Annotated in this window: 7 protein-coding genes; 2 read left to right on the top strand and 5 right to left on the bottom strand. The window is 69.9% G+C overall.

Annotated elements, in window-relative coordinates; genetic code table 11:
• Positions 1-2: 2 nt before the first annotated feature.
• Both CCOS191_RS12815 and CCOS191_RS12810 read left to right on the top strand, forming a co-directional pair.
• Positions 3-1,037, top strand: coding sequence for a GSCFA domain-containing protein (locus tag CCOS191_RS12815; RefSeq protein ID WP_046855530.1), 1,035 nt, complete (start codon positions 3-5; stop codon positions 1,035-1,037).
• Positions 1,006-1,695 (top strand): hypothetical protein, encoded by a 690-nt coding sequence (locus tag CCOS191_RS12810; protein ID WP_046855529.1) that lies wholly within the window; start codon positions 1,006-1,008, stop codon positions 1,693-1,695. The genes CCOS191_RS12815 and CCOS191_RS12810 overlap by 32 nt, the downstream gene beginning before the upstream one ends.
• A gap of 287 nt (positions 1,696-1,982) precedes the next feature.
• Here the strand turns inward: CCOS191_RS12810 and CCOS191_RS12805 are convergent, their stop codons facing one another.
• From CCOS191_RS12805 to CCOS191_RS12785, 5 genes are read right to left on the bottom strand one after another with little or no spacing between them, the layout of a single operon-like run.
• Entirely contained in the window at positions 1,983-2,852 is an 870-nt protein-coding gene (locus tag CCOS191_RS12805) for a TauD/TfdA dioxygenase family protein (RefSeq protein WP_046855528.1), read from the bottom strand.
• The gene (locus CCOS191_RS12800; RefSeq protein WP_046855527.1) at positions 2,834-3,517 is read right to left on the bottom strand and encodes a hypothetical protein; all 684 of its coding nucleotides are present in this window, start codon (positions 3,515-3,517) and stop codon (positions 2,834-2,836) included. Before CCOS191_RS12800 ends, CCOS191_RS12805 begins: the two co-directional genes overlap by 19 nt.
• On the bottom strand, positions 3,507-12,533 hold the full coding sequence (locus CCOS191_RS12795; protein ID WP_046855526.1) for a non-ribosomal peptide synthetase: 9,027 nt from the start codon (positions 12,531-12,533) through the stop codon (positions 3,507-3,509). Before CCOS191_RS12795 ends, CCOS191_RS12800 begins: the two co-directional genes overlap by 11 nt.
• A complete protein-coding gene (locus CCOS191_RS12790) occupies positions 12,530-16,645 on the bottom strand; it encodes a non-ribosomal peptide synthetase (RefSeq protein ID WP_046855525.1) in 4,116 nt (1,371 codons plus the stop codon). The genes CCOS191_RS12795 and CCOS191_RS12790 overlap by 4 nt, the downstream gene beginning before the upstream one ends.
• A complete protein-coding gene (locus CCOS191_RS12785) occupies positions 16,642-25,617 on the bottom strand; it encodes a non-ribosomal peptide synthetase (protein WP_046855524.1) in 8,976 nt (2,991 codons plus the stop codon). The genes CCOS191_RS12790 and CCOS191_RS12785 overlap by 4 nt, the downstream gene beginning before the upstream one ends.
• Between the last annotated feature and the right edge of the window lie 81 nt (positions 25,618-25,698).

Genomic DNA, 25,698 nt, shown 5'->3' with positions numbered 1-25,698 from the left:
CCATGAACCCCTATCAATGCCTACCGCCCCGCGCCTTCTGGCGCACGGCGATCGCCGAGCGGCCCGCCGAACAGGTCGGCGAGTTGTGGTCGCCGGCCTTCGAGATCGACGCCAAGGATGCCATCGTCACCGCCGGTTCCTGTTTTGCCCAACACATCGGCCGTGCCCTGGTGGCCCGGGAAATGAACTGGCTCGATGCCGAGCCAGCCCCGGCCGACTTGCCCGAGGAGCAGCGCAAGGCGCGTCAGTACGGGGTGTTCTCATTCCGCACAGGCAACCTCTATACCCCGGCCATGCTGCGCCAGTGGCTACAGTGGGCGCTGGACGATCAGCCCCAGCCTGGCGAGACCTGGGAGCATGACGGACGCTTTTTCGACCCGTTCCGCCCCTCCGTTGAGCCCGCCGGTTTCGCCAGCGAGCAGGCGTTGTTAGCCTCGCGCCAGGCAACCCTGGAGGCGATCCGCCTGGCGGTGCGCCGCGCCAAGGTATTCGTCTTCACCCTGGGCCTGACCGAGGCCTGGGTCCACCGCGACACCGGCGTGGTGTATCCGCTGTGCCCCGGCACCGTGCGCGGCGAGTTCGACCCGCGGGCCCACCAGTTCCGCAACTTCGGCTTCACCGACACCTGCCAGGCCATGACCGACGCCATCGCGCTGATGCGCGCGGTGAACCCAAGCCTGCGCCTGTTGCTCACCGTCTCGCCGGTGCCGCTGACCGCCAGCGCCACCGGCGAGCACGTGCTCAGCGCCACCACCTATTCCAAGTCGGTGCTGCGCGCCGTGGCCGGCCAGTTGTGCCAGGACCTGCCCGAGGTGGACTACTTCCCGTCCTACGAGATCATCACCGGCACCCCGTTCAAGGGCGCCTTCTACCAACCCAACCAGCGCGAGGTGACGCCCGAGGGCGTGGCCTTCGTGATGCGCCAGTTCTTCGCTGGCCTCGCCGCCGAGGCCGCGCCCGCGGCAAGCGTCGCCACCCCGTCCGTAACCTGTGAGGACCTTGTCTGTGAAGACGCCAGGCTCGACTTCTACGCCTAGTTTCCTGCTGCTGGGCGACTCCCATGTCGCGGTGGTCGGCCTGGCCGCCAGGGCGCGGGGGCTGGCGTTCGGTGGTGGGCCGCTAGGTGCCGGGCGCGATTTCGGCGTGGATTTCTTCAGCCTCGTGGCTGACGACGTGGCAATGCGCGACGCCGAGCTGGAGCAACTGTATCGCCAGGCCCTCGCCCAGCTCGACGCCCCTAGCCTTGGGCGGATCCCCGGCCCGCTGGTGTGCAGCATAGGCCTGAGCCTGCACTACCTGTCCACCACCCAGAACTGGCTGTGCTACCAGGGCCTGGATGGTGAGTTCGACCCCGGTTTCCTCGACGGGCCGCTGTTCGCCACGATTATCGACACCCTGTCGCGCCCCGCCCTGGCGTTCTACGAGCAGGCGCTGGCCCTGGGCGTCAAGGTGTACGCCGTGCTGCCACCGCAACGGGTGCCGCCGATGGCCGACCGCCGGGTGTTCATGGCCGCGCAGGCGCTGCTGATGGAGCGCCTGCGCGGGCTGGGCGTGGAGCTGGTCGATGTGCGCGCAGCCGCCAATAACGACCGGGGGCTGCAGCGGGTCGAGTTCTGTGAAATCGATGATCCGCTGCATGGCAACCTGGCCTTTGGCGAGCTGGTGCTCGATCAGTTGTTGCGGCAGATGGCCTAGACACTGGGGGTTCGCCGAGAGGAATGAAGCGCCTGTGAGATCGAGCGCCGCCCGCGCGGCGCATCGCGGATGAATCCGCTCCTACATCTGTTGCAACGTGACCATGCCTGATAGGCCATGGTTGTTTGCCTTGTGCGCTCGACGCGATTTTTCGGCGGGCAAGGCTGGCAACCATGGCCTGACAGGTTCGGTACGTTGCAACGAATGTAGGAGCGGATTCATCCGCGATGCGCCGCGCGGGCGGTGCTCGATCTCATAGCCGCTGCAAGGGCAACGACGGACACCTCCTACCCCCGCGGCCGCCCGCCAAGAATCGTCACCCGCTCGCCATAGCGTGAATGCGGGAAGTAATCCCACACCGCATGGTGCTGGGTGCAGCGGTTGTCCCAGAACACCAGGGTCCCCGGCGCCCAGCGTACCCGGCAACTGAGCACCGGCTCCCGGGCCACCAGGTCGAACAGCATGTTCAACAGCACCTGGCTCTCGCCGGCCGCCAGCTGCACGATATGCGAGGTGAAGCCCGAGTTGACGAACAGCGAAGGCCGCCCGGTCTCGGGGTGGCGCACCACCACCGGGTGCTCGGTCTTGGGCAGGCCGGGCGGCGGCGTGTAGCCCTTCCACGGGATCTCGCCGTCATGGATGGCGGTCAGGGTGCCGAGAAATGCCTGCATGGCCGGCGACAGCATCTCCAATGCCAGGTGCATGTTGGCGAACAGGGTGTCGCCGCCCGTGGCGATGGCCGGGGTTTCCTTCACGTACAGCATCGAGCCCATGGACGGCTCCAGGTCGGCGGTGCCGTCGGTATGCCAGGTCTCGCCCGCGACGAAGCGCGACTGCGCATTGGCGCGAATCACCACCAGCTCCGGGTCGTCGCCGTCGATGTCTTCCAGCGGCAAGGCGCGCAGCTCGCCGAACAGGCGGCCGAAGGCCTTGTGCTGCTCGATGCTGAGCTGCTGGTCGCGAAACACCAGCACGTGGTTTTCCAGGAACGCCCGGCGGATCTCCAGCAACTGCGCCGGCGGCAAGTCGCGCGACAAATCGACCCCTGCGATCTCGGCACCGATGATCGGCGTCAGCCGTTCCACGCTGATGCTGCGGTACGGCGTGCGCTGGGCGCCGGCAATCCGTTCGATGGCGTTCAATCCGTGTTGATCCATGCTTCCCTCCCTGATGCGTGTTGATGGGTTTGGCTCGCCAGGCGCTGCAGCCCCGCCGCCAGGTGCGTGGCCGGCGCCATGCGCTGCTCGGTCGAGGTCGCGCAGGCCCAGCTGCAGACCCGCGCCAAGGCGCCGACGACACTGGCGCACGCCTGTTCGTCAGCGTTGGCATAGGCGCGGGCGGCGACCTCGCTGCTGGCCGCTGCATTGGCCGTGGCGAAGGCCTGGGCATTGGCCTCGGTGCTCAATTGCGCGTAGTACCGGGCGAAAGCCTCGGCGTCACCGAACTGGCCGGCGATCATCGCCTGGTTGCTCGGCGCCTGGCCGTAGTCCAGGGCGCTCTCATAGGCCTGGGCGTAGGCCGCTTCGGCGTCATAGGCCCGGCGAAACGCGGGCAACAGTACCGGCCTGAGCGCGGCGCGCCACTCACCGACACGCCCGCGCAGCCCCAGGCCGGCGCGTTGGTGCAGGCGTTGCAGCGTGAGCAGCGCCTGGACGTGCTCGGGCAGTGCCTCGGCGAGCAGCGGCAACACCACCTCGGCCTGCCACCGGTGCAGCAGGCGCCAGCACGCCTGCCGCTCCAGCGGCAGTGGCAATGGCCCGGTCTGCAACACCCGGAGCAATGGGCTGAGCCACACAGGTGGCGTGATCTGTTCAGCCAGCATGGGTAGCCTCCCCCTGCGCTTGCAGGTCGGCATTGATCGCCTCGGCGATCTGCCGGGCCCAGGGGCCGGCGACGATGCCATAGTGATCGGTATCCAGCGCCGCCCAGTCGCTCAGGCCCGGCAGCAATGCCTGCCAGGCCTGGCGCAGGTCCTGCGCCTGCCAGCCGCTGCCGATGCCGTAGGGGTTGGGCCGCGTGGCGATGAACAGCCGCCCGGGCGTGTCCGCCAGCATCGGCGGCACGTGCCCCAGCATGCTCGCCAGGTTGTTGCGACAGCAGGCCACCAGGCGCTCCAGATAGCGCGCGCCGTCCGCCTCGCCATTGCGCTGGGCGAACTCCCGTTCGAACACCTGCTGGATCTGCGCCTCGTCGATCTGCTGCAACTCGGTGCCGGCATCCGGCGCGGGTGGATCGACCAGGTACAGCGTCGGCGCCTCGCGCCCGGCTTCAACGGCCAGGGCGCACAGGGCCTGGGCCACCCAGGCGCCGAAGGACCAGCCCAGCAGGCTCCAGCGTGCACCGGCTGGCAGTTCGGCCTGAATCGCTTCCAGGTACAGCTGCGCACGAGCCTGCAGCGAGAGGTTGGGCAGCGCCGGCTGGCTCAGTACCGGGTCGGCGATCACCCGCACGCAAAGGTCCGGGTGCAGCGCCGTGGCCAGCTCGCGGTAGGCCTGGACGTCACCGCCGACCGGGTGGATCAGGTACAACCATTGACGGCCGCCCCCCTGCTGCCAGGGGTCGATGCGCAGCGCCTGGCGCCATGGGTCGCCATCATCCTTGGTCTGCCCCGGCTCGTCGGCAACCAGGGCCAGCACCTCGCCCAGGCTGACCTGCGGGCTGAACTGCGACAACTGCACGACCTGGCCGGTGGCGCCCTGCAATTCATCGATCAGGTCGAGCAAGGTCAGCGAGTCAGCGCCCAGGTCGTACAGCGATGCATCGTCCACCAGCGCGTCCACGCCCAACCACTGGCACAGACAGCCACGCAGGCGCGCGGCCAGGTCGCTCCCGCTCGCCTGCACCACGCCTTGGGGTTGCGCCGCCGCCACGCCATGACGCACAGGATAGAAGCGCCGGGCGGTTCCCAGTGACGTGGTCGAGACCAGCAGCTGGGGCAACTGCGCAGCCATGGCTCGCTCGAACACCTCGCAGCCTTCCGCCGCCGACACCCCGACCTTGAGGTGCTGCTGGTGCGCGGCGTCGCTGCCATGGGTGCGGGTGGCCATGCCGGTGTCGCGCCAGATATCCCAGTTGATGCCCAGGCGCAGGCAGCCTTCGTCGGCCGTTGCGCGGTAATGGGCAAAACCGTCGAGCACGCCGCTCGCCGCGGCGTAGTCCAGGTGCCCCACGCCACCGAACAGTGCCGACATGGACGAGCAGTACAGCACGAAGCCGGGCGTCATCCGTGCGATCAGCGCCTCCACGGCGAGCAGGCCACGGGTCTTGGCGGCCATGGCGGTGGCCATCTCCCGGGCGTCGCGATGCCGGATCAGGCTACCGGCACCGACCCCTGCGGCGTGGATCACCCCGTCGAAGTGCCTGTAGCGGCAGGCCAGGTCCTCGAGTACCTGGGGCCAACGCGTCAGGTCGGCGAGGTCGGCCTGCACCCAGTCGACCTGTGGGTGATCCATGTCCACCGTCGGCGAACGCGACAGCAGCACCACGCGCCGCCCCTCGGCGCGCAGCAGGTGCTGGCACAGGGTACGGCCGATGCCGCCGGCACCGAGGATCAGGAACGTGCCAGTGTGCGCAAGGCTTGGCGCCGTGGCCGCCGGCAGCGGGCTGGGCACCAGCCGCGGTTGCCACAGGTAGCCGTCGCGCAGGGCCAGGCGCCGGGGCAACGCCTCGGGCTCGCCCAGCAAGGTGGCCAGGGCGCTGGCGTGCGCGCCCAGCGCTGGGCTCGGGAGGTCCAGCCAATGGCAGCGCAGCGGGTATTCCTGGGGCGCGACTTCGGTCACCCCCGCCAGGGCCGCCAACTCCGGCCGTGCCACCGCGCCCTGCACCGGGCACGCCTGCCAGGACAGCAGCCACAGGCGCAGGCTGGCGTCACGCGGCGCCTGGCCCCAGGCCTGCAGCAGGCTGCCGGGTGTATCCAGGCAGGCCCATTGCGCCGTCGCCAGGCTGCGCTCGTCGACCGCGCCGCTCACCGACAGCGGCAAGGCGTGCAGCCAGTCCAACGCCCCTGGCAATGCGTCGAACAGGCGGCCCAGTGCCTGGGCGTCGCACACGTCCAGTTCGAAACGGTCGGCGGCAAGCTGACGGAAACCCTTGCCCGCCCGCACGTGCACGACCCGCTGGCAGGCTTGGCCCAAGGTCGCGAGCACACCTTCGTCGGCGGCGTCATGCGCACACACCACGAGCGTCCGCTGGCCCTTGTGCACGGCTGCCGTAGCCAGGCGCCGCACACGCTGCCATTGCCGCTGGTGGAACCAGTCGGCCAGAGGCTTGCGCTCAGGCGTGGTGTGCACCTGGAAACGGTAGGTTTCCAGGTCGAAGGCGGACGGCGGCAGGTTCCAGGGCGGCGCCGCCGAACGGCTCGGCCACTGGATCTGCGCCCCCTCATACCAGGCTGCCAGCACGGCCTGGGGCGCATGCTCGCTGGCCAGCAGCCGGACCGACGAGGGACTGACCTCGCGCACCGCCGTCAGCGATAGGGCATTGCCTGCGTGGTAGACCATCCCGAAACGCCAGCGACCCTGGCGACGGCCGCCCTGCAGGTGGCGCAACAGCGCCGGCACGTCACCGGGGTTGGCCCGCAGCCAGTCGCCGACAACGCTGATATCGCGCTCCAGGGCAGTGCGGCTGTGGGCCGACAGCAGCAACAGTGGCGCCACCGCTTCGTGCACCTGCGGCTCGGCCTGCAACGCGCCGACGATCACATGAGCGTTGGTGCCGCCGATGCCGAAGCTGCTCACCCCGGCCATGCGCCGCTGCCCCTGCGGCCAGGGTTGCGCCGTGGTCGGGATATGGAACGGCGAGCGCGCCAGGTCGATCTGTGGGTTGATGGCGGAGAAGCCCAGGTTGGGCGGGATCACCCCGTGGTACACCGCCAGCGTGGCGCGGATCAGCCCGACCACGCCTGCCGCCGCGCCCAGGTGGCCGACCTGGCTCTTCACCGAGGCCAGCGCGCAACTGCCCGTCGGCGCCTCGCCGAATGCCTGGGTCAGCGCGGCGACCTCGACCGGATCACCGAGCAAGGTGCCGGTGCCATGGGCCTCGACGTAGCCGATGGCGCCGCCGCTCACCCCGGCCTTGTCCAGGGCCTGGGCGATCACCGCGCCCTGCCCGGCCACCGACGGCGCGGTGTAGCTCATCTTGGCGCGGCCATCGTTGTTCAGCGCCGAGCCTTCCACCAGCGCGTAGATACGGTCGCCATCGGCGCGGGCGCGGGCCAGTGGCTTGAGCACCACCACCCCGTAGCCGCTGGCGCCGAGGGTGCCGCTGGCGTCTTCGCTGAAGGGCCTGCACAGCCCGTCGCGGGAGAAGATGTGCTGCGAACGGTGGCGGTAACCGTCGGCCAGGGTCGGGTCGATCAGCACCCCGGCCGCCAGCATCAGGTCGCTGTCGCCCTGGCGCAACAGGTTGCAGGCCAGGTGCACGCCGATCAGCGAGCTGCCGCAGGCGGCCTGCACGCTCAGCGCCGGCCCGGTGAAGTCCAGGTGGTAGGCAGCCTTGGTGGCGAGGAAGTCCTTGTCGTGGTGCAGGGCCAGCTGGAAGCCGTCCGGCAACTCGCCGGCGCCCTGCTCGCGCAGCATCTGCTGGAAGTAGGTGGTCTCGCCACAGCTGGCCACCAGGCCGATGCGCGGGCCCTCGCTCGACGGCACGATGCCGGCGTGCTGCAGGGCCTGCACGCAGGCCATCAGCAGGTGGCGTTGCTGCGGGTCCATCAGCCGTGCCTCCTGGCGGCTGATGCCGAAGTACTCGGGATCGAAGTCGAGCATGCCGTGCAATTGGCTGCGGGCGCCGACCAGGCCATCGGCAGCGGCGAAGTGCTCGATACCCAGCGCATTGTCCTGGACCATCGCCCAGAACTCGCCAAGGTCGCGGGCACCGGCGACGTTGACCGCCATGCCGATGATCGCCATCGGCTGCTCGCGGGTATCGCTGGCACGCGCACGCTGCGCCGGGGTGGCTGCGTCACGCGCCAGGTGCGCGGCCAGGCGGCGGATCGTCACGTGCTCGAACAGCTCGGCCATGCTCGGGGCACGACTCAGCGCCTGGCTGTAGCGCGCCTGCAGGCGCATCAAGCCGAGGCTGGTGGCGCCGGCCTCGAAGAAAGTCTGCTGCGGCTCGATGGCATGGCCGATCACCTCGCGGAACAGCGTCGCCAGTTCAAGCTCCAGTGGGCTCGACGCACCCGTCACCACGCGGCGGCGTTCCAGGGGCTCACCCTGCCCGACCAGGGCCTTGCGCTCGATCTTGCCGCTGGGGGTGCGCGGCCAGTCGTCGATGCGCCGGTACTGGTCGATGCGCACATGGGCCGGCAGCTGCCGCGCCACCTGCTGGTCGAGGGCCTGTACCGTCGGCGGCGTGCCACCAAGCTGCAGCCAGGCGACCAGGCTTGCATTCTCGCCCTGTACCGTCACCACGGCGTTGGCCACGCCGCTCACCGCCATCAATGCCGCCTCGACCTGGCCGAGTTCCAGGCGATGGCCGCTGAGCTTGACCTGCTGGTCGTCACGGCCCACGTAGTGCAGGCAGCCCTCGGCGTCGGCCCAGGCCAGGTCGCCGGTGCGGTAGTACAGGCAGCGGCCACCCTCGGCCTGGGGCAGTTCGACGAAACGTTCGGCGTTGAGCGCGGCATCGCCCAGATAGCAGCGGGCAACCATCGGCCCGGCCACCAGCAGGTAGCCCTGGCTGCCGCTGGGCACCGGGCGGTCCAGGGCGTCGACCAGCAACAGCCGGGCATTGTCGACCGCCTGGCCGATCGGCGCGCGCAGCGGCCAGGCGCGCACGTCCGGCGGCAGCCGGTAGGCGCTGACCACATGGGTTTCGGTGGGGCCATAGTGGTTGAACAGGCTGGCCTTGGGCAGACCTTCGAACCAGGTGCGCAATGCCTCGCTGCACAACAACTGTTCGCCGGCCGTCACCACCTCGCGCAGGAACGCAGGATAGATGCCCTGGGCCACGGCGGTCTGCGCCAGGTGCTGCAAGGCCACGCAGGGCAGGAACAGCCGTTCGATGCGCGCCTGTTGCAGATACCCCAGCAGCGCCTCGGCGTCCTGGCGCCAGCGCGGCTCGATCAGATGGTAGCAACCCCCGCCGCACAAGGTGCCGAACAACTCCTGGAATGCCACGTCGAACGACAGCATGGAGAACTGCAAGGTCACCGAACGGGCCGGCAACTGCCCGGCATTGCGCTGCCAGTGCAACAGGTTGCACAGGGTGCGATCAGTCACCTGCACGCCTTTGGGCGTACCGGTCGAGCCCGACGTGAACAGGGTGTACAACGGGCGCTCGCCACGGTGCCGGGGCCGCGTCAGGCTTGCCGGCGCGGCGTCGAGGTTTACCCGCTGGCAGCGGCTGGCGTCGACATCCAGCGCCTGCAACGCCTCCTGCGTGGCCGTGCTGAACAGCACGCAGCACGCTTGCGCCTGGGCCAGCACCTGGCGCTGTACCGTCAGCGGATAGCTCGGGTCCAGCGGCACGGCGGTGATGTTGAGCTTGGCCAGGGCGAGCAAGGCGACCACGTGCTCCACCGACGGGGCCAGCAGCAGCACCATGGTCAACGGGCCTGCGCCTGCGTAGCGGCTGGCCAGGGTCGCCGCCAGGGTGTCGGCCAGCGCATCCAGTTCGGCGTAGTCCAGCTGTCGCGGTCCGGCCACCAACGCCGTGGCCTTGGGGGTTGCCTGCACCTGATGCTCGAACCAGTCGGCCAGCGTGACGAACGGCAGGCCAACGTCGGCGCCTTCGCTGGCCGCTGGCAGGCGTTGCCGATAAGGCGCCACCAGGGTGTCGAGGGTCGCCCGGGGGTCTGCCAGCAACAGGTCCAGGCCCTGGTGCAGCAACGTGTCCAGCGCGGCTACCTCCTCGGCCTCGAAATGGCTGCACTGGTATTCCCACCAGCATTCCAGCGGCCCGTCTCCGCCCACCACCAGCAAGCTCAGCGGGCACTTGGCCTGCGGCGTCACGTACGGCTCCAGGCTGGCCCGCAACGGGGCGGCGGCGAGCTTGGCGTAGTCGGTGTTTTCCAGCACGAACAGGTAATCGAACAGGCTATGGCCCGAGGACAGCCGCAGGTCCTCGACCAGATCGGCCAAGGCCACGTCCTGCAAGGCCAGCACTTCACGCACGGTGGCGGTCTGTCGGCGCAGTTGCTCGCCGAGGGGTTGCGTGGCACGCAGGTCGGTGGGGATCAGCACGGTGTTGGCGAACATGCCCACACTGGCCTCGAACTCGGCCAGCGGCCGATTGGCCACCGGGCTGGCGATCCGCGGGCGCTCGCAACCGACCACCGCGTGCAGGCTCCAGGCGAAGACACTGAACAGGACGTCGAAGCGGGTCAGGCGCTGCTCGGCGCAAAAGCGTTCGAGGGCGGCGCTGCGCCGTTCGCCCAGTGGCTGGCGATACAGGCGCCCCCGGGCATCGCCGGGATACCTGGCCGGGCGCGGCGAGGTCGCCTCGCCGTGGCGTGCGTGCAACGCCACCAAGGCACGCCGCTGTTCACGGTAGGCCGGGCTGACGCTCCATTGCCGCTGCCACAGGGCAAAGTCCAGGGTGTCCAGGGCCGGCGCCGGCGCCTGGCTGTCGCGCCCCTGCAGGGTGTCCTGGTACAGGCTGGCCAGATCGTCGAACAGCAGGTTCATCGACCAGCCATCGGTGATGCTGTGGTGCAGATTCAGCAGCAGGCGGCAACTGCCGTCGGCATGCGGCGCCACCCAGGCGCGCAGCAAGCTCGGGCTGGCCAGGTCGAAGGGGGTGTCGAACACCAGGCTGGCGAAGGCTGGCCAGGTGTCCTCGGACAATTGGCCGGGAGCCAGGAGCCGACAGACAGCCGCCGACTCGGTGATCGCCTGCTGCGGGCCATCGGCGCCTGCCACGAACGTGGTACGCAGCGCCGGATGGCGCGCCACCAGGCGGCGCAGCGCTTCAGCGAGGGCCTCGGGGTCCGCACCCGGCGCCAGGTGCAGCACCATGGGCACGTTGTAGGCGGTCGATTCGGGCAAGCGTTGCTGTTCGAGCCACAGGCGGCGCTGTTCGCTGCTGGCCGGGCCGGCCTGGCTGCCATGGGGGGCTGGCGCGGGCGGATAGGCCGTGGCCCCGCCCTGCCCGTGCTCCAGGCGCATGGCCAATGCGGCGAACGGCTCCTCGAGCAATGTCCCGATGGCGATTTCCTGGTGCCAGTGGCTGCGGATCGCCGAACGCAGGCGCATGGCCTTGAGCGAATCGCCGCCACTGCCGAGCCAGTCGTCCCCGGCGCCCAAGGCGGCCTGGCCAAGCAGTCCACGGGCCTGCTCCAGCAGCCAGTGCAGTTGCGGCGACTGCATGCCCGCCTCGGCTGGCGCGCGCCAAGGCCGGGTGGCCTGGGCCAGCAACTCGACCTGGTCGATCTTGCCGTTGGCGGTCAGCGGCAGGCGCGGCACCTGGAACAGTTGTTGCGGGCGCATCCAGGGCGCCAGATGCTTGCGCAGGTAAGACTCGAACTCGCGGTAGTCCAGCGTCCCGCGTGGCACGAGGAAGGCCAGCAACTGGTGGTCCTCGGCGGCCTGCCGACGGCTGCAGACATAGGCCTGCGCCACCTGGGGATGTTCGCGCAGGCGCTGCTCCACCTCGCCCGGCTCGATACGGAAGCCGCGGACTTTGACCTGCCGGTCCACCCGCCCCAGGCACTCGACCAGCCCTTGCGCGTTGATGCGCACCAGGTCGCCGGTGCGGTAGTGCTTCTGCAAGTCGCCATCCGCCGTGGGCAGCAGCACGAATCCGCGCGCGGTCTCCTCGGGGCGGTTGCGGTAGCCACGGGCCACGCCGCTGCCGCTGAGGTACAGCTCGCCGACCGCGCCCGGTGCCACCGGCTGCTGCTCTGCGTCGAGCACCTGGATGCCGGTGTCCGGCAACGGCAGGCCGATGGGCACGCTGTCGCCGGCAAACTCCCGTGGGATTGCATGGCACAGGGCGAAGGTGGTGCATTCGGTGGGGCCGTACACATTGAACAAGCGGCAGGCGCTATGCGGATTGGCCTGGTACCAGGCGCGCAGCGCCACGGCGCCGACCTGCTCGCCGCCGGTCAGCACCTGGCGCAGGCTGGCGAAGCAGGCCGGGTACTCCGCGCTCAGGGTATTGAACAGCGAAACCGTGATGAACAGGGTGTCGACCCGCTGCGCCTCGAGCACCTCGGCCAGGCGCCGGGCGTCGAGCAGGTCGTGGTCGGCGATCATCACGCAGCAGCCCCCGTTGAGCAGCGGTGCCCACAGCTCGAAGCTGCAGGCATCGAAGGCCGGGTTGGACAGGCAGGCAAAACGGTCGCCGGGGCGGATATCGATATAGCTGCCGGCCTGCGCCAGGCGCAGCAGGCCGCGCTCCCCCACCTCCACGCCCTTGGGCAGGCCGGTGGTGCCGGAGGTATAGAACAGGCACATCACCTCGGCGAAGGCCTGCGGCAACGGCTGCGCCGGTTGCTCGGGGTAGTCCAGCAGCGCCTCGACACTGGCCTCCCACGGCCCCGGCAGCCCTTGGGGCGCATCCGCCAGGCTCAGCACACCGACACAGTCGGCATCGGCCAGCATCAATGCCCGGCGCTCGCCGGGGCTGGCGCGGTCCAGCGGCATCACCACGGCGCCGGCCTTGAGCGCGCCGAGCAGCGCCGCCACCCCCTGCCAGCCACGCGGCAGGTAGAGCGCAAGCGCCTGGCCCGGCAGCACGCCGCGCGCCTGCAAGCCCTGGGCGATGCGTTCACTGGCGCCGGCCAGCTGTGCATAGCTCAGCCGCACCTGTTGATCGATCACCGCCAGGGCTTGCGGGGTGCGCTGTACCTGGGCGGCGAATCGCGCAAGCACGGTGTCCTGGAGCATGCTCATCATTTGCCCTCCTGGGCGTCGAAACGTTGCAGTTCACGCTGGAGGGTGCGTGACACCCGATGGATCTCGGCGCTTTCAAGCATGTCCCAGTGGCCGCCCTGCACCAGTGTGGCCAGGTAGCCATCAGCGGCGCGGCGCCGCCAGAACGCCCGCAGCCCGCGCAACTGCCCGCGAGCCATGTCTTCCCGCGCCTGCACCAGCACCACCCGCCCGGCCTGGGGTGGGCAGGCGTAGGCGGCCATGGCCAGGCGGTTATGGTTGTAGACGTGGAAGTAGCGCTCGACCTGGGCGTCCTCGATACCGGGGTACATGCCGTTGAAGCGCACCAGCTTGTCGCGGAACTCGGCCATGTCGACGGTACCGATCTGCGCCCGGAAGGCCGGATCGTCCGAACCCTGGGTGTCGAGCAGGACCACGCTGACCTGCCCGTGTCCGGCCAGGCGCAGACGGCGGCCCATCTCGTAGGCCACCAGGCCGCCGAATGACAGACCGGTGAGCAGCAGCGGGCCGTGCGTCAAGGGCTCGATCAGGCGCAGGTAGGCATCGGCCATTGCCTCGACCGTGGGCTCGGTGGCTTCGCCGGGGTTGAGCCCCGGCGATTGCACACCGTATACACCAACCGCCTCGGGCAGCTCCTTGGCCAGCGACAGGTAGCAGAACGCGGTGCCGCCAGCCGGGTGGATACACACCACGTTGTGCCGCCCCTCGCCCTGGCGGAAGGTGATCAGGTTGCCGTTGTCCCCTTGGGTGGCGGCCCCGTTTCGCAACCAGCCGCCCAGGGCCTCGATGGTCGGGTGGCCGAGTACCACCCGCGCCGGGACCTCGACCTCGAAGGCCTGGCCGATCTGGTAGGCCATCTTCACCGCGGCGATGGAGGTGCCGCCGACGGCGAAGAAGTTGTCGCGAATGCCGATCTGCGGGGCCAGCAGCAGGCCTTTCCAGATCTGGTAGAGGGTCAGTTCGATATGGTCGCGGGGGCTGCCGAGGTTGACCTGGCGCGCGGCCAGGTCGTGTTCGGCGCGCTCGGCCAGCGCCAGGCGATCGACCTTGCCGTTGGCGGTCAGCGGCATGGCGTCGAGCCACAGATAGCTGCTGGGCAGCACGGCGCTGGGCAAGGTGTCGGCCAGGTGCGCGCGCACGGCCTGTTCGTCCGGCCTGGCGGGCGCCACGCAGCAAGCCACCAGGCGCTGGTGCTCGGCCTGCTCGCCGAGCATCAGGACCACGCTGGCCGTGATCCCGGGGAAAGCCTGCAGCCGCGCCTCGACCTCGCTCAGTTCCAGGCGCACGCCGCGCAGCTTGACCTGGAAGTCGTCGCGCCCCAGGAACTCCAGTTGCCCATCGGCGCGGTAGCGGGCCAGGTCGCCGCTGCGGTAGAGGCGATCACCGGGCACGAACGGGCTGTCGATGAAGCGTTCGGCGGTCAGCGCGGGCAACCCGAGGTAGCCACGGGCCACGCCCACGCCGCCAATGTGCAGGTGGCCGGTGACACCGGGCGGCACCGGCGCATCGAAGTCGTCGAGCACATGGAAGCGGTTGTTGGCGATGGGCCGGCCGATCGGCAAGCGCAGGGCCGGCACCGCGTCACCCGGCGCCAGGGTCCAGATGCTGTTGATGACCGTGGTCTCGGTCGGCCCGTAGACGTTGTGCAGCCGCGCCTTGGGCAGGCGTGCGCGCAACAGCCGCGCCAGGGCCGGCGACAGCTCGCCGCCGCCGCAGAACACATCGCTCAGGCCGTGGCACAGGCTGGCCTCCTCCACCTCCAGGAACAGCTGCAGCATGGCCGGCACGAACACCATCGCGGTGACGCCCTGCTCGCGGACCAGCCGGGCCAGGTAGCCGGGCTCCAGATGCCCGCCGGGCCGGGCGATCACCAGGCGCCCGCCGGTGGCCAGTGGCCAGAAGGTTTCCCACGCCGAGGCGTCGAAGCCGAACGGGATCTTGTGCAGCATCGCCCCGGCCTCGCCGCATACGCCCAGGCACCACAGCAGCAGGTTGCCCAGCCCGCGATGCGCGACCATCACGCCCTTGGGCAGGCCGGTGGTGCCCGAGGTGTAGATCACGTAGGCCAAATGCTCGGGGGTCACGCCCACTTCATGGGCAGCCAGGTTGTCGGCGGCCAGGTGCGCCCAGCACGGGGCATCGGCCAGCAGGTCGAGGACCGGCGCCTCCCAGCCCGAGGCCTGCATGGCCTGGCCCAGGGTGGCGCGGGCCGCGCCCAGGGTCAGCAGTACCGCCGGGGTGCTGTCGCCCAGCATGTGGCCCAGGCGCCCGACCGGGTAGTCCGGGTCCAGCGGCACATAGGCGCCACCGGCCTTGAGCACCGCCAGCAGCGCCACCGGCAATGCCGCGCAGCGCTCGACGCAGACCGCCACGCGCACATCCGGGCCGACGCCCAGGGTGCGCAGGTGGCGCGCCAGGCGGTTGGCCTGGGCATTGAGTTCGGCATAGCTCAGCGCCTCGCCCTCGAACACCACCGCGCAGGCCTGCGGGTTGCGCGCCACCTGCGCCTCGACCAGGCGGTGCACGCAGTCGACCGGCGCCGGCAGCGGGGCCGGCCGGTTCCAGCCGTGCAGCACCTGCTCGCGCTCGGCCGTATCCAGCAACGACAGCTCGCGCAAGGGCCGCTTGGGATCGGCGGCCACCTGGGCGAGCAGATGGCGATAGTGGCCACTGAGGCGCTCGATGGTGCACTGGTCGAACAGGTCGGTGTTGTACTCGACCAACAGGTGCAGGGCACCGTCGCGCTCGCTCCACTCGAATGCCAGGTCGAACTTGGCGGTGGCGCTGCCGGTACCGTGAGGCGACAGTTCCAGGCCCGGCAACGCGACGGCGGCGCCCGGGGTGTTCTGCACCACCATCATCACCTGGAACAGCGGGGAATGGCCGGGGTCACGGGGTGGGTTGAGCGCCTCGACCACCAGGTCGAACGGCACGTCGTGGTGCGCGTGGATTTGCAGCATGTTGCCGCGCACTTCGCGCAGCAGTTCGGCGAAGGTCTGCGCCGGGTCGAGTTGCTGGCGGATCACCAGGGTGTTGACGAAGTGCCCGACCAGGGGTTCGAGCTCGGCCCTGCCGCGGTTGGCGAATGGCGTGCCCACGCACAGGTCGCGCTGCCCGCTGTAGCGCCACAACAGCACGTCCAGGGCGGCGAGCAGCACATTGAAGCGCGTGCCCTGGGTATGCCGGGCCAAGGCGTCGAGCTCGGCCAGGGTGTCGGCGCCCAGTGTCGAGCTGAAGGTTGCGCCGACGAACCGCTGCACGGCTGGGCGCGGGCGGTCGCCGGGGATCTCCAGCAGGGTCGGCGCACCGGCCAGGGTGCGCCGCCAGAAGTCCAGCTGGCCCTGCAGCGCCGCGCCGTCCAGGCGTTGGCGCTGCCAGCAGGCGTAGTCGGCGTACTGTATCGGCAGCGGTGCAAGGCGCGCAGGCACGCCGCGCAGCAGCTCGGCGTAAGCCTTGGCGACCTCGTGCAGGATCACCCCCATCGACCAGCCGTCGGCGACGATATGGTGCACGCTGTACAGCCACACGTGATCATCCTCGCCCAGGCGCAGCAGCGTCGAGCGCAGCAGCGGGCCCTGGGCCAGGTCGAACGGCGCGCGGGCCTCGGCTTCGACGGCGGCGGCCAGGCGCTCCTGGCGCAGCGCCTCGGGCAAGTAGCTCAGGTCCTGCACGGCCAGGGTCAGCGGCAGGCTCGCGTGCACTACCTGGCGCGGCTCGCCATCGACGCTGGCGAAGGTGGTGCGCAACATGGCATGGCGTTCGATCAGCACGTTCAGCGCTCGCTCCAGCACGGCGGCCTCCAGCCGGCCCTTGAGCCGCAGCGCCGAGGGCACGTTGTAGAACGGGTTGCCCGGCGCCAGTTGGTCGAGGAACCACAACTGCCGCTGCGAGAAGGACAGCGGGCAATCGACCTGCCCGTGCGGACGACGCGGGATCGGCGCGCTGTCGTCTGGCGCTGCGAGCAAGGCGATCAACGCCTGCTTGTGGGTCTTCAGCGCGGCCATCAGGGCGTCATCGAGAAACCCCTTGGGCGCCTTGCAGCGCAGCTTGTCGCCGTCCACTTCGAGGGCCACGCCATGGCGGTCGAACAACGCCAGCAGTTGATGGGCGTTCATACTTCGAATTCCTCCATGTCGTTGTCGTCCTGCGCCGTCACGGCGAGTACCTCAGGCTGCGTGGGTGGCGTTGCATGGGCTGCGCGCAGGCCGCCCACCATCGAATAGACCAGCACATGGTCGGCACCAAGGTCGAACAACCCGGCCAACTGGCGCACCTCCACCGAACCGACGCCGCACAGGCCCAGCCCCAGGTCGGGCGCGGCCATGGTCAGCAACTGCGCCATGGCGCCGGCCTCGATCAGGCAGAATTCGCGGCTGCCGTCACCGTACAGCGGGCGGATCGCCGCCAGGTCGGCAACGAAGAACAGCGCGAACGCCGCGCCCTCGTAGACCGGCCGGTTGACGAAGTAGTCGTAGGTGTCGGCATCCAGCGCACCGTCGCCCATGGCCACCAGGCGATGAGCGACCGGGTCGTGGTAGTAGGCGCCGCCGGGCACCCCGAGCACCCGCCCGGGCTTGATGTACAGGTAGGTCTGCAGCGGATAGGCGCCGCCGGCCGAGGGGAACAGGTACTTCGCCTCGCCGTCGAGCTGCCCCTGGGCCAGCATCGCCAGCAGCCCGGCAAAGGCCTGCGCGATGATCGGCTGCTCCAGGTAATGACGCACCGAGCGGTAGTCGCGATAACGCTGGATAAAGGCCGGATCGTCCGGTACGCCCAGGGGCACCTGCCGCGCATCGTCGGCGAAACGCCGCCGTGCGCGTTGCTCGGCCTTGAAGCGTGCGCGTTGCTGGGGATCGTCCAGCACCTCGTCGACCTGCGCCCTCGGCGCCTCGTGACGCTGGGGACACTGGCGGTACAGCGCCAGCAGGTTGAGCAGGGTCGGCTGCGCCAGCAGGTGCGCCACATGGGGACGGAAGCCCAGCTCGCCGGACAGCGCGTTGCTGATACGCACGATGTCGATGGAGGTGGCGCCGAGGCTCAGCAGGTTGGCATCGGCGGCGATGGCCGGCCGGCCCAGTACCTGCTCGACGATTGCCACCAGTCGCTGTTCCTGCGGGCCGTCGAGCAGCAGCTGCGGGCCGCTGGCCGGCGCCTGCTCGGGTTCGGGCAGGCGGCTCTTGTCGACCTTGCCGTTGGCCGACAGCGGCCACGCCTCCACGAAGGTGAACGATGACGGCAGCATGTACGCCGGCAGCTTGTCGGCCAGGTAGCCGGCGAAGTCGCCGGCCTGCAGCGCCGGATCGGCCTTGAGCACGTAGCCGGCCAGGCGTTTTTGCGCCTGGGCCTCGCCGAGGATGCGCACCACCGTGCTGTGCACGCCCGGGTGGCGATTGAGCACGGCCTCGATCTCGCCCAGCTCGATGCGATAGCCCTGGACCTTGACCTGGTTGTCGTCGCGGCCGAGGAACTCGATGTTGCCGTCGGGCAGCAGGCGCCCGAGATCGCCGGTGCGGTACAGGCGCTCGCCGGTCAGCGGGTGGTCGAAGAAGCTCCTGGCGCTCAGCGCCTCGTCGCGCCAGTAGCCCTTGGCCAGGCCAATGCCGCCGATGTACAGGTGGCCGGTGGCCCAGGTCGGACGCACCTGCAACGCCTCGTCCAGCACGTGGAAACGCTGGTGATCCAGGGCCTTGCCGTAGGGAATGCTGCGCCACGCCGGATCGACCTGGGTGATTGGGTAGCCGATCGACCAGATCGACGCCTCGGTGGCCCCGCCCAGGCTCATCATCTGCAACCCCGGGCGCAGTGCCCGCGCGCGTTCGGGCAACGCCAGCGGGATCCAGTCGCCGGACAGCATGGCCAGGCGCAGGCTCGCCGGCAGCGCCCTGCCCTCGCTCTCCAGGTACTCGACCAGCATGCCCAGCAGCGCCGGCACCGAATTCCACACACTCACCCGATGACCCTCGACCAGGGCGGCCCAGTGCGCAGGATCCAGGCTCAACTGCGGCTCGAGCATCACCACCGCCGCGCCCGCCGCCAGGGTGCCGAAGAAGTCGTATACCGACAGGTCGAAGCTCAGCGACGAAATGGCCAGCACGCGGTCCTGCGGGCCCACGGCGAAGCGCCGGTTGATATCGAGCAAGGTGTTGACCGCGCCCTGGTGGTCGATCACCACGCCCTTGGGCGTACCGGTGGAGCCAGAGGTGTAGATCACGTAGGCGAGGTCATCAGGGCGCACGTCCACTTCGCGCAGCGCTTCGGCCGGGCTGTGCGCCTGCTCGCTGACCGTCAGCGCGGTGATCTGCGCCGGCCACGCCACCTGCTCCAGCAGGCTGGGTTGGGTAAGCGCCAGGGTGGCCTCGGCGCGTTCGAGAATGTGCTGCAAGCGCGCCTTGGGCAGGTTCGGGTCGAGCGGCAGGTAGGCGCCGCCGGCATACAGGATCGCCAGCGTCGCCACCACCTGCTCCCAACCACGCTGCATCACCACCGCGACCAGGCGATTGCGCTGCACGCCGCGCGCTTGCAGTTGCGCGGCCAGTTGGCGGGCCTCCTGACGCAGCTGGCCGTAGCTGAGCTCACGGGCACCCAGCACCGCGACGGCTTCTGGCGTGGCCAGGGCCTGGCGCTCGAACAGTGCGTGCATCAACGGCAGGTCTCGTGGCGCCGCTGGCGCTTGCGGCAGGCGCGCCTGGGGCAGCAACTGCGGCGTGCTGGCGGCCCAGGCTTCAGGGGCGAGCAGGCGATCGAGCAGCGCGTTGTAGGCGGCGAACATCTGCCCGACCATGCCTTCGGGGAACAGTGCGTCGATGCTGTCCCAGTTGAACAGCAGGCGGCCTTCGAGCTCGAGCAGGGTGTGGTCGAGCCACACGTGCGGGGTCTGGGTGATGCTGTGTTCCAGCGTCGCGCCCAGGGCGTCGGCCAGGTTGAACTCGGCCAGCTCCGGTGCGGCTTCCGACAGGGTGCTGTTGAACACGATCGGCATCGCCGTCTGCTGCACGCCGCGGGCCTGGGACAATTCGCGCAGCACGCGCACGCCGCTGACCACCGAGTGGTCGATGTCCTGCCACAGGCGTGCCTGCACGGCGCGGGCCTTGTCGGTGAAGCTGGCGGTGCCGTCGATGGCCACCTCCAGCAGCACCAGGGAGGTGAAATCGCCGATGATCGCGTCCACCTGCGGGTGCAACGGCAGGCGGTTGAACAACGGCAGGCTGAGGGTGAAGCGCGGTTGCCGGCTCCACAGCGCCAGCACCTCGCTGAACGCGGTCAGCAGCATCACCGACGGGGTGACGCCGAAGCGCCGGGCCATGGCCTTGAGCTGGGCCCACTGCGGCGCGGGCATGTCGCGATCACGCCGGGTGAAGTGCGGGTTGGCGATGCTTTCCGGCTGGCATACCCGTGGCAGGTCCGGGGCCGGGGCCAGGTGCTCGATGCGCCCGCGCCAGTAGTCCAGGGCCTGCGCGTAGCGCTGGTCGGCGCGCAGCCGGCGCTCGGCCAGCACATAGTCGCGGAAGGTCACGCCCGGCTCGGGCAGCGCCAGCTCGGGGTCGTGATAGAACCCCATCAGCTCGCGGGCGAGGATCTGCGTGCTGGCGGCATCGACCACCAACGCGTCGAGGCTGATATGCAGGTGGCTGATGCCATGGTCGAGCAGCGACACGCTGAAGTCGAACAGCGGCCAGCGGCTGGCGTCGAGCACCTGGTGCGACTGACGCTCGCGGGTGGCCAGCAAGGCCTGCTTGGCCGCTTCTGCACCCAGGCCACGCAGATCGTCCACGGCCATGCTGTAGCGCGGCACCTGCTCCAGCACCTGCTGGGTGCCATCGCCGAGGAACACCACCCGCAGCATGTCGTGGCGCTGGATCATGCGGTTGAGCGCAGCCTCGAAACGCGGCACATCGAACGCCGGTATGCGCAGCTCCTCGTAGCCGTGGGCGCTGACGCCGCCGAGGCTGACGCTGGCTTCGCGGCCGAACCAGTAGGCCTGCTGGATATCGGTGAGCGGGAATGGCGCGTGACGGCTCGCAGGATCGGGCCGCAGTGCCTGAACCTCGGACGCGGCCTGCCCGTGCGCCGTGGCTTTGGCCTGGGCGGCCAGGTCCATCAGCACGGGCGCCTGGAACAGGCTGCTCAGCGACAGCTGCGTGCCCAGGCGCTGGTTGATCGCGTAGACCAGGCGCGTGGCCAGCAGCGAATGCCCGCCCAGGTCGAAGAAGTTGTCATGGATGCCGACCCGCTCGCACTTGAGCACCTCGGCCCAGACCTGCGCCATGCGGCGCTCGGTGTCATCGCGTGGCGCTTCGAAATGCGCCGCGCCGCCGCGCTCGGGTGCCGGCAACGCCTGGCGGTCGAGCTTGCCGTTGCGGGTCAGCGGCAGTTGCTCCAGGCTGACCCAGGCGCTGGGCAGCATGTGCTCGGGCAACTGGCGCTGCAACGCGGCGCGCAGGCTCTGCGGCGTTTGCTCGCCGACCACATAGGCCACCAGGCGTGGGTCGCCGGCGACGTCCTCGCGCAACAGCACGGCAGCGTCGCGCACGCCCGGTTGCTGGCGCAGCAGGCTGTCGATCTCGCCCAGTTCGATACGGAAACCGCGCAGCTTGACCTGCTGGTCCGCCCTGCCCAGGTATTCGAGGTTGCCGTCGGCCTGCCAGCGCGCCAGGTCGCCACTGCGATACATGCGTGCGCCGGGCTCGGCGCCGAACGGGTCGGGCAGGAAGCGCTCGGCACTCGCCGCGCTGCGGTTGAGGTAGCCGCGGGCCAGGCAGGCGCCGGCAATGTACAGCTCGCCGGACACCCCCACCGGCAGCGGATTGAGGTCGCCGTCCAGCACATAGAGCCGCGCATTGGCGATCGGCTTGCCGATCGGCGGCAGTTCCGGCCAGTGTTCAGCCTCGTCGCAGGCGAGGCTGAACTGGCTGACCACATGGGTCTCGGTGGGTCCGTACTGGTTGCGCAGGCGCGCGCCACCCAGCCCGCAGACCAACCGGCGCAGCGCATCGTTGACCTGCAGCGCCTCGCCAGCGGTGACGATCTCGCACCCACCAGCCGGCACGGGAGCGCCGGCCTCGGTCAGCGCGGCCAGCTGTTGCAGCACAGCGAACGGCAGGAAGGCACGCCCCGCCTCCTGGGCCATCAGGGTCGGGCGCAGGGCGGCCAGGTCCTTGCGCCCGGCTTCGCTCATCAGCAGCAGGGTGCCGCCCTGGCACAGGGTGCTGCAGATCTCCTGGAACGACACGTCGAAGTTCAGCGAGGCGAACTGCAGCACCCGGCGCGGCGCCGGGTCGTCGTCCAGTTGCCAGGCGATCAGGTTGTCCAGGGCGCGGCGGCTATGGGCCACGCCCTTGGGCCGCCCGGTCGAACCGGAGGTGTACAGCACATAACCGAGGTTCGCCGGGCTGACCACCACCTGCGGATCGCTGGCCGGGCAGCCGGCCCAGCGGGCCGCGTCGCGGTCCAGGCACAGCAGCTCGACCGCCTGCGGCAGGCCTGGGCACAGTGAGGCCTGGGTCAACAGCAGGCTTGGCGCGGCGTCGGCGAGCATGAAGGCCAGACGCTCGGCCGGATAGGCCGGATCGAACGGCACATAGGCCGCGCCCGCCTTGAGGATCGCCAGCAGGCCGACCACCATCTGCGCCGAGCGCTCCAGGCACAGGCCGACCCGCTGCTCGGGGCCGACGCCCTGGGCGATCAGGTGGTGGGCCAGGCGGTTGGCCGCGCGGTTCAATTCGGCGTAGCTCAGGGACTGCCCGTCAGCGACCAGCGCCACGGCACCCGGCTCGCGCCGGGCCATTGCCTCCAGGCGCGCCATGCAGCCCGGCTGGCTGACGGTGTCGCGGGCCGTGCGGTTGAAGGCCTCCAGGACCTGCCCGCGCTCAGCGCCGTCCACCAGCTCGAGCGTGGCGATCGACTGCGCGGGTTCATCGACCATGGCCTGCAACAGGCGGCGCAGGTATTCGCCGAAGCGCGCCACGGTAGCGGGCTCGAACAACCCGCTGGCGTACTCCAGGCCGCCGACGATCTCCCCATCGCGCTCGCTCAACGCCAGTTGCAGGTCGAACTTGGCCACCCGCTGGCGCGCCGGCACGGTGCTGACTTCAAGGCCCGGCAAGGCCAGGGTCTGGCCCTGGTCCTGCTCCCAGGCGAACAGCACCTGGAACAACGGGCTGTAGGCCAGGCTGCGCGACGGGTTGAGCAGTTCCACCACCTGTTCGAAGGGCAGGTCCTGGTGGGCCTGGGCCTGCAACGTCAGCTGGCGGACCTGGCGCAGCCATTGCGTCAGTGAAGGGGCGCCGCTGCGGGTAACGCGCAAGGCCAGGGTGTTGACGAAGAAGCCGATCAGCCCGTCCAGCGCCGGGTCCGGGCGGTTGGCCGAGGGTACGCCGATGACCACGTCGTCCTGGCCGGACAGGCGCATCAGCAGCAGCGACCAGGCGCCCAGCAGGGCCATGAACAGCGTGGTGCCCTGGGCGGCGCACAGTGCCTTCAGGCGTGCGGTCAGGGCGCGGTCCAGCACCAGCGGCACGTAGCCGCCGCGATAGTCCTGCACGGCCGGGCGCGGGTGGTCGGTCGGCAGCGTCAACAGCGCCGGCGCGCCTTCCAGCGCCTGTCGCCAGTAGCGGCGTTGGCAGTCCAGGCGCTCGCCGGCGAGCCACTGCCGGTGCCAGGCGGCATAGTCCACGTATTGCACCGCCAGCGCAGGCAACAGGGCCTCGCGGCCTTGCACGGCGGCGCCATATAGCGCCTCCAGGTCACGGGTCAGCACGCCTACCGACCAACCATCGGAGATGATGTGATGCTGGGTCAGCAGCAGCACATGCTCGTCCACCGCCAGGCGTACCAGGCAGGCACGCATCAGTGGCCCTTGGGTCAGGTCGAAGGGCCTTGCGCCCTCCTCTTCGATCAACGCCTCCAGGCGCGACTGCGCATCAGGCAGGCCGTACAGGTCGACCTGGCTGAAAGCCATGCCCTGGTCCGCGGTACCGATGAGCTGGCGACCCTCGCCCTCGATGCTGGCGAAGGTGGTGCGCAGTGCTTCGTGGCGGGCCACCAGGCGGTCCAGGCTCGCGACCAGTGCCGTCACCTGCAACGGGCCCTTGATGCACAGGTTCAGCGGCATGTGGTAGGCGGCATTGCCGCCCTCCAGCTGGGCCAGAAACCACAAGCGCTGCTGGGCCGACGACAACGTTTGCGCGCCGGATCGTTCGATCGCGATGATCGGCATGCGTGCCTCGTCCCGGCTGGCCTGGAGATGCTCGGCGAAGTCCTTGAGCCGCGGGTTTTCGAACAGCAGCGCCGGCGCCACTTCGCGGGCCAGGTCCTGGCGCACCCTGGCCAGGACGCGCATGACCAGCAGCGAATGGCCGCCAAGGGCGAAAAAGTGGTCGTCGCGCCCAACCCGCGCCAGGCCCAGTACCTCGGCCCAGATGGCCGCCAAGGTGGTTTCCAGCGTGCCCTGCGGCGCCTGGTAGTGGGCTTGCTCGAAGTCACCGGCCTGCGGTGCGGGCAGGCCGCTGCGGTCGAACTTGCCATTGGCGGTCAGGGGCAAGGCCGGCATGGCCACGTAGGCGCTCGGCAGCATGTAGTCCGGCAGATGCGCACCCAGCTGTTCGCGCAGGACCGCCGGGGTCAAGCCGGCGCCCGGCTGCTCGGCGTAGTAGGCCACCAGCCGTGGCTCGCCCGGTGGGTCCTGGCGCAGCAGTACCAGGCTTTGCCGCACGCCGGGCACTTGCGCCAGGCGTGCCTCGATTTCGCCCAGCTCCAGGCGCAGGCCGCGCAGCTTGGCCTGCTGGTCGCCGCGGCCAAGAAACTCGAGCTGGCCATCGGCGTTCAGGCGCGCCAGGTCGCCGGTGCGGTACAGGCGCTCACCTGCCACATAGGGGTTGTCGATGAAGCGTTCGGCGCTCAACTGCGGCAGATTCAGATAGCCGCGCGCGACACCGACGCCGCCGAGGTACAACTCCCCCTCCTCGCTCGCCTGCCCCTGCGCGTCGAGCAGGTAGACGCGGCAGTTGGCCAACGGTCGACCGATAGGCAGCACGGCCTCGGCGCTATCGAGCGCCGGTACTTCGTGGCAGGTACTGTCGATACTGGCCTCGGTCACGCCGTAGGCCTGCACGATCCGCACCCGATCGCCGCACAGGCGGCGCAGCTGGCGGGCACTGTGGGCGGTCCAGACGTCCGAGCCGCACACCACGGTGCGCAGGAACGACAGGTCGCGACCGTTCGCCTCGGCCCAGTCCATCAGCGGGTTGAGCACCGCCGGCACGAAGTCGCCGAAGCCTACCTGCGCTTCGCTCAGCAGGCGGTACAGCGCGGGCGGGTCCATCAGCGTGTCACGCGGACACAGCACCAGGGTGCCGCCAAAGCCCAGCGCGCGGATCAGGTCGGCGCTGAACACGTCGAACGAAAAACCGGCCATCTGCAGGTGATTAAGCGGCGCCTGCAGGGCATAGAAGCGGCCCCAGGCGGCGCTCAACGCAACCAGGCCACGATGCTCGACCATCACCCCCTTGGGGGTGCCGGTGGAGCCGGAGGTATAGATCACATACGCCAGGTGACGGGGCGTCAGGCCGATCGCCTGCGGGTCGGGATCAAAGGCCGGCTGGTCGGCCCAGGCGTGCTCCTCGTCCAGGTTGAGCACCACCGCCGCCTGCTCCAGGCCAGCGAGCAACGCCAGTGCCCGGCCGTGGCCAAGCAGCACCGCCGGCGCGCTGTCGGCCAGCATGTGCGCCAGGCGCGCCTGCGGGTAGGCGGGGTCCAGCGGCACGTAGGCGCCCCCGGCCTTGAGCACCGCGAGCACGGCCACCAGCATGTCCAGCGATCGCTCGACGCACAGGCCGACCCGCACGTCCGGGCCGACACCCTGGGCACGCAGGTGATGGGCCAGACGGTTGGCCCTGGCATTGAGCTCGCCATAGCTCAGCGCATCCTCGCCATAGCGCGCGGCGATGGCTTGCGGCGCCCGCCGTACCTGCGCTTCGAACAGGCCATGCACGCACTGGTCGCTGTCGAACGGTGCGTCGTGGTGCCAGTTATCGGGTAAAACAGCGGCTTGCGCGCCGGCCATGCCGCGCGTGGAGGGGGTGTCGAACATCGGGCTGCCATCCGTGAGTATTGTTTTTATTCGCTGCGCGCAGGACGACGGGCGTCCTGCCGGTCGGGTCGGTCATTAGGG

This window comes from Pseudomonas sp. CCOS 191, from assembly GCF_001007005.1.
GTDB classification, from domain to species: domain Bacteria; phylum Pseudomonadota; class Gammaproteobacteria; order Pseudomonadales; family Pseudomonadaceae; genus Aquipseudomonas; species Aquipseudomonas soli.
Note: the sequence above shows the minus strand (reverse complement) of the source record. Positions and strands in the feature narration are given on the sequence as shown.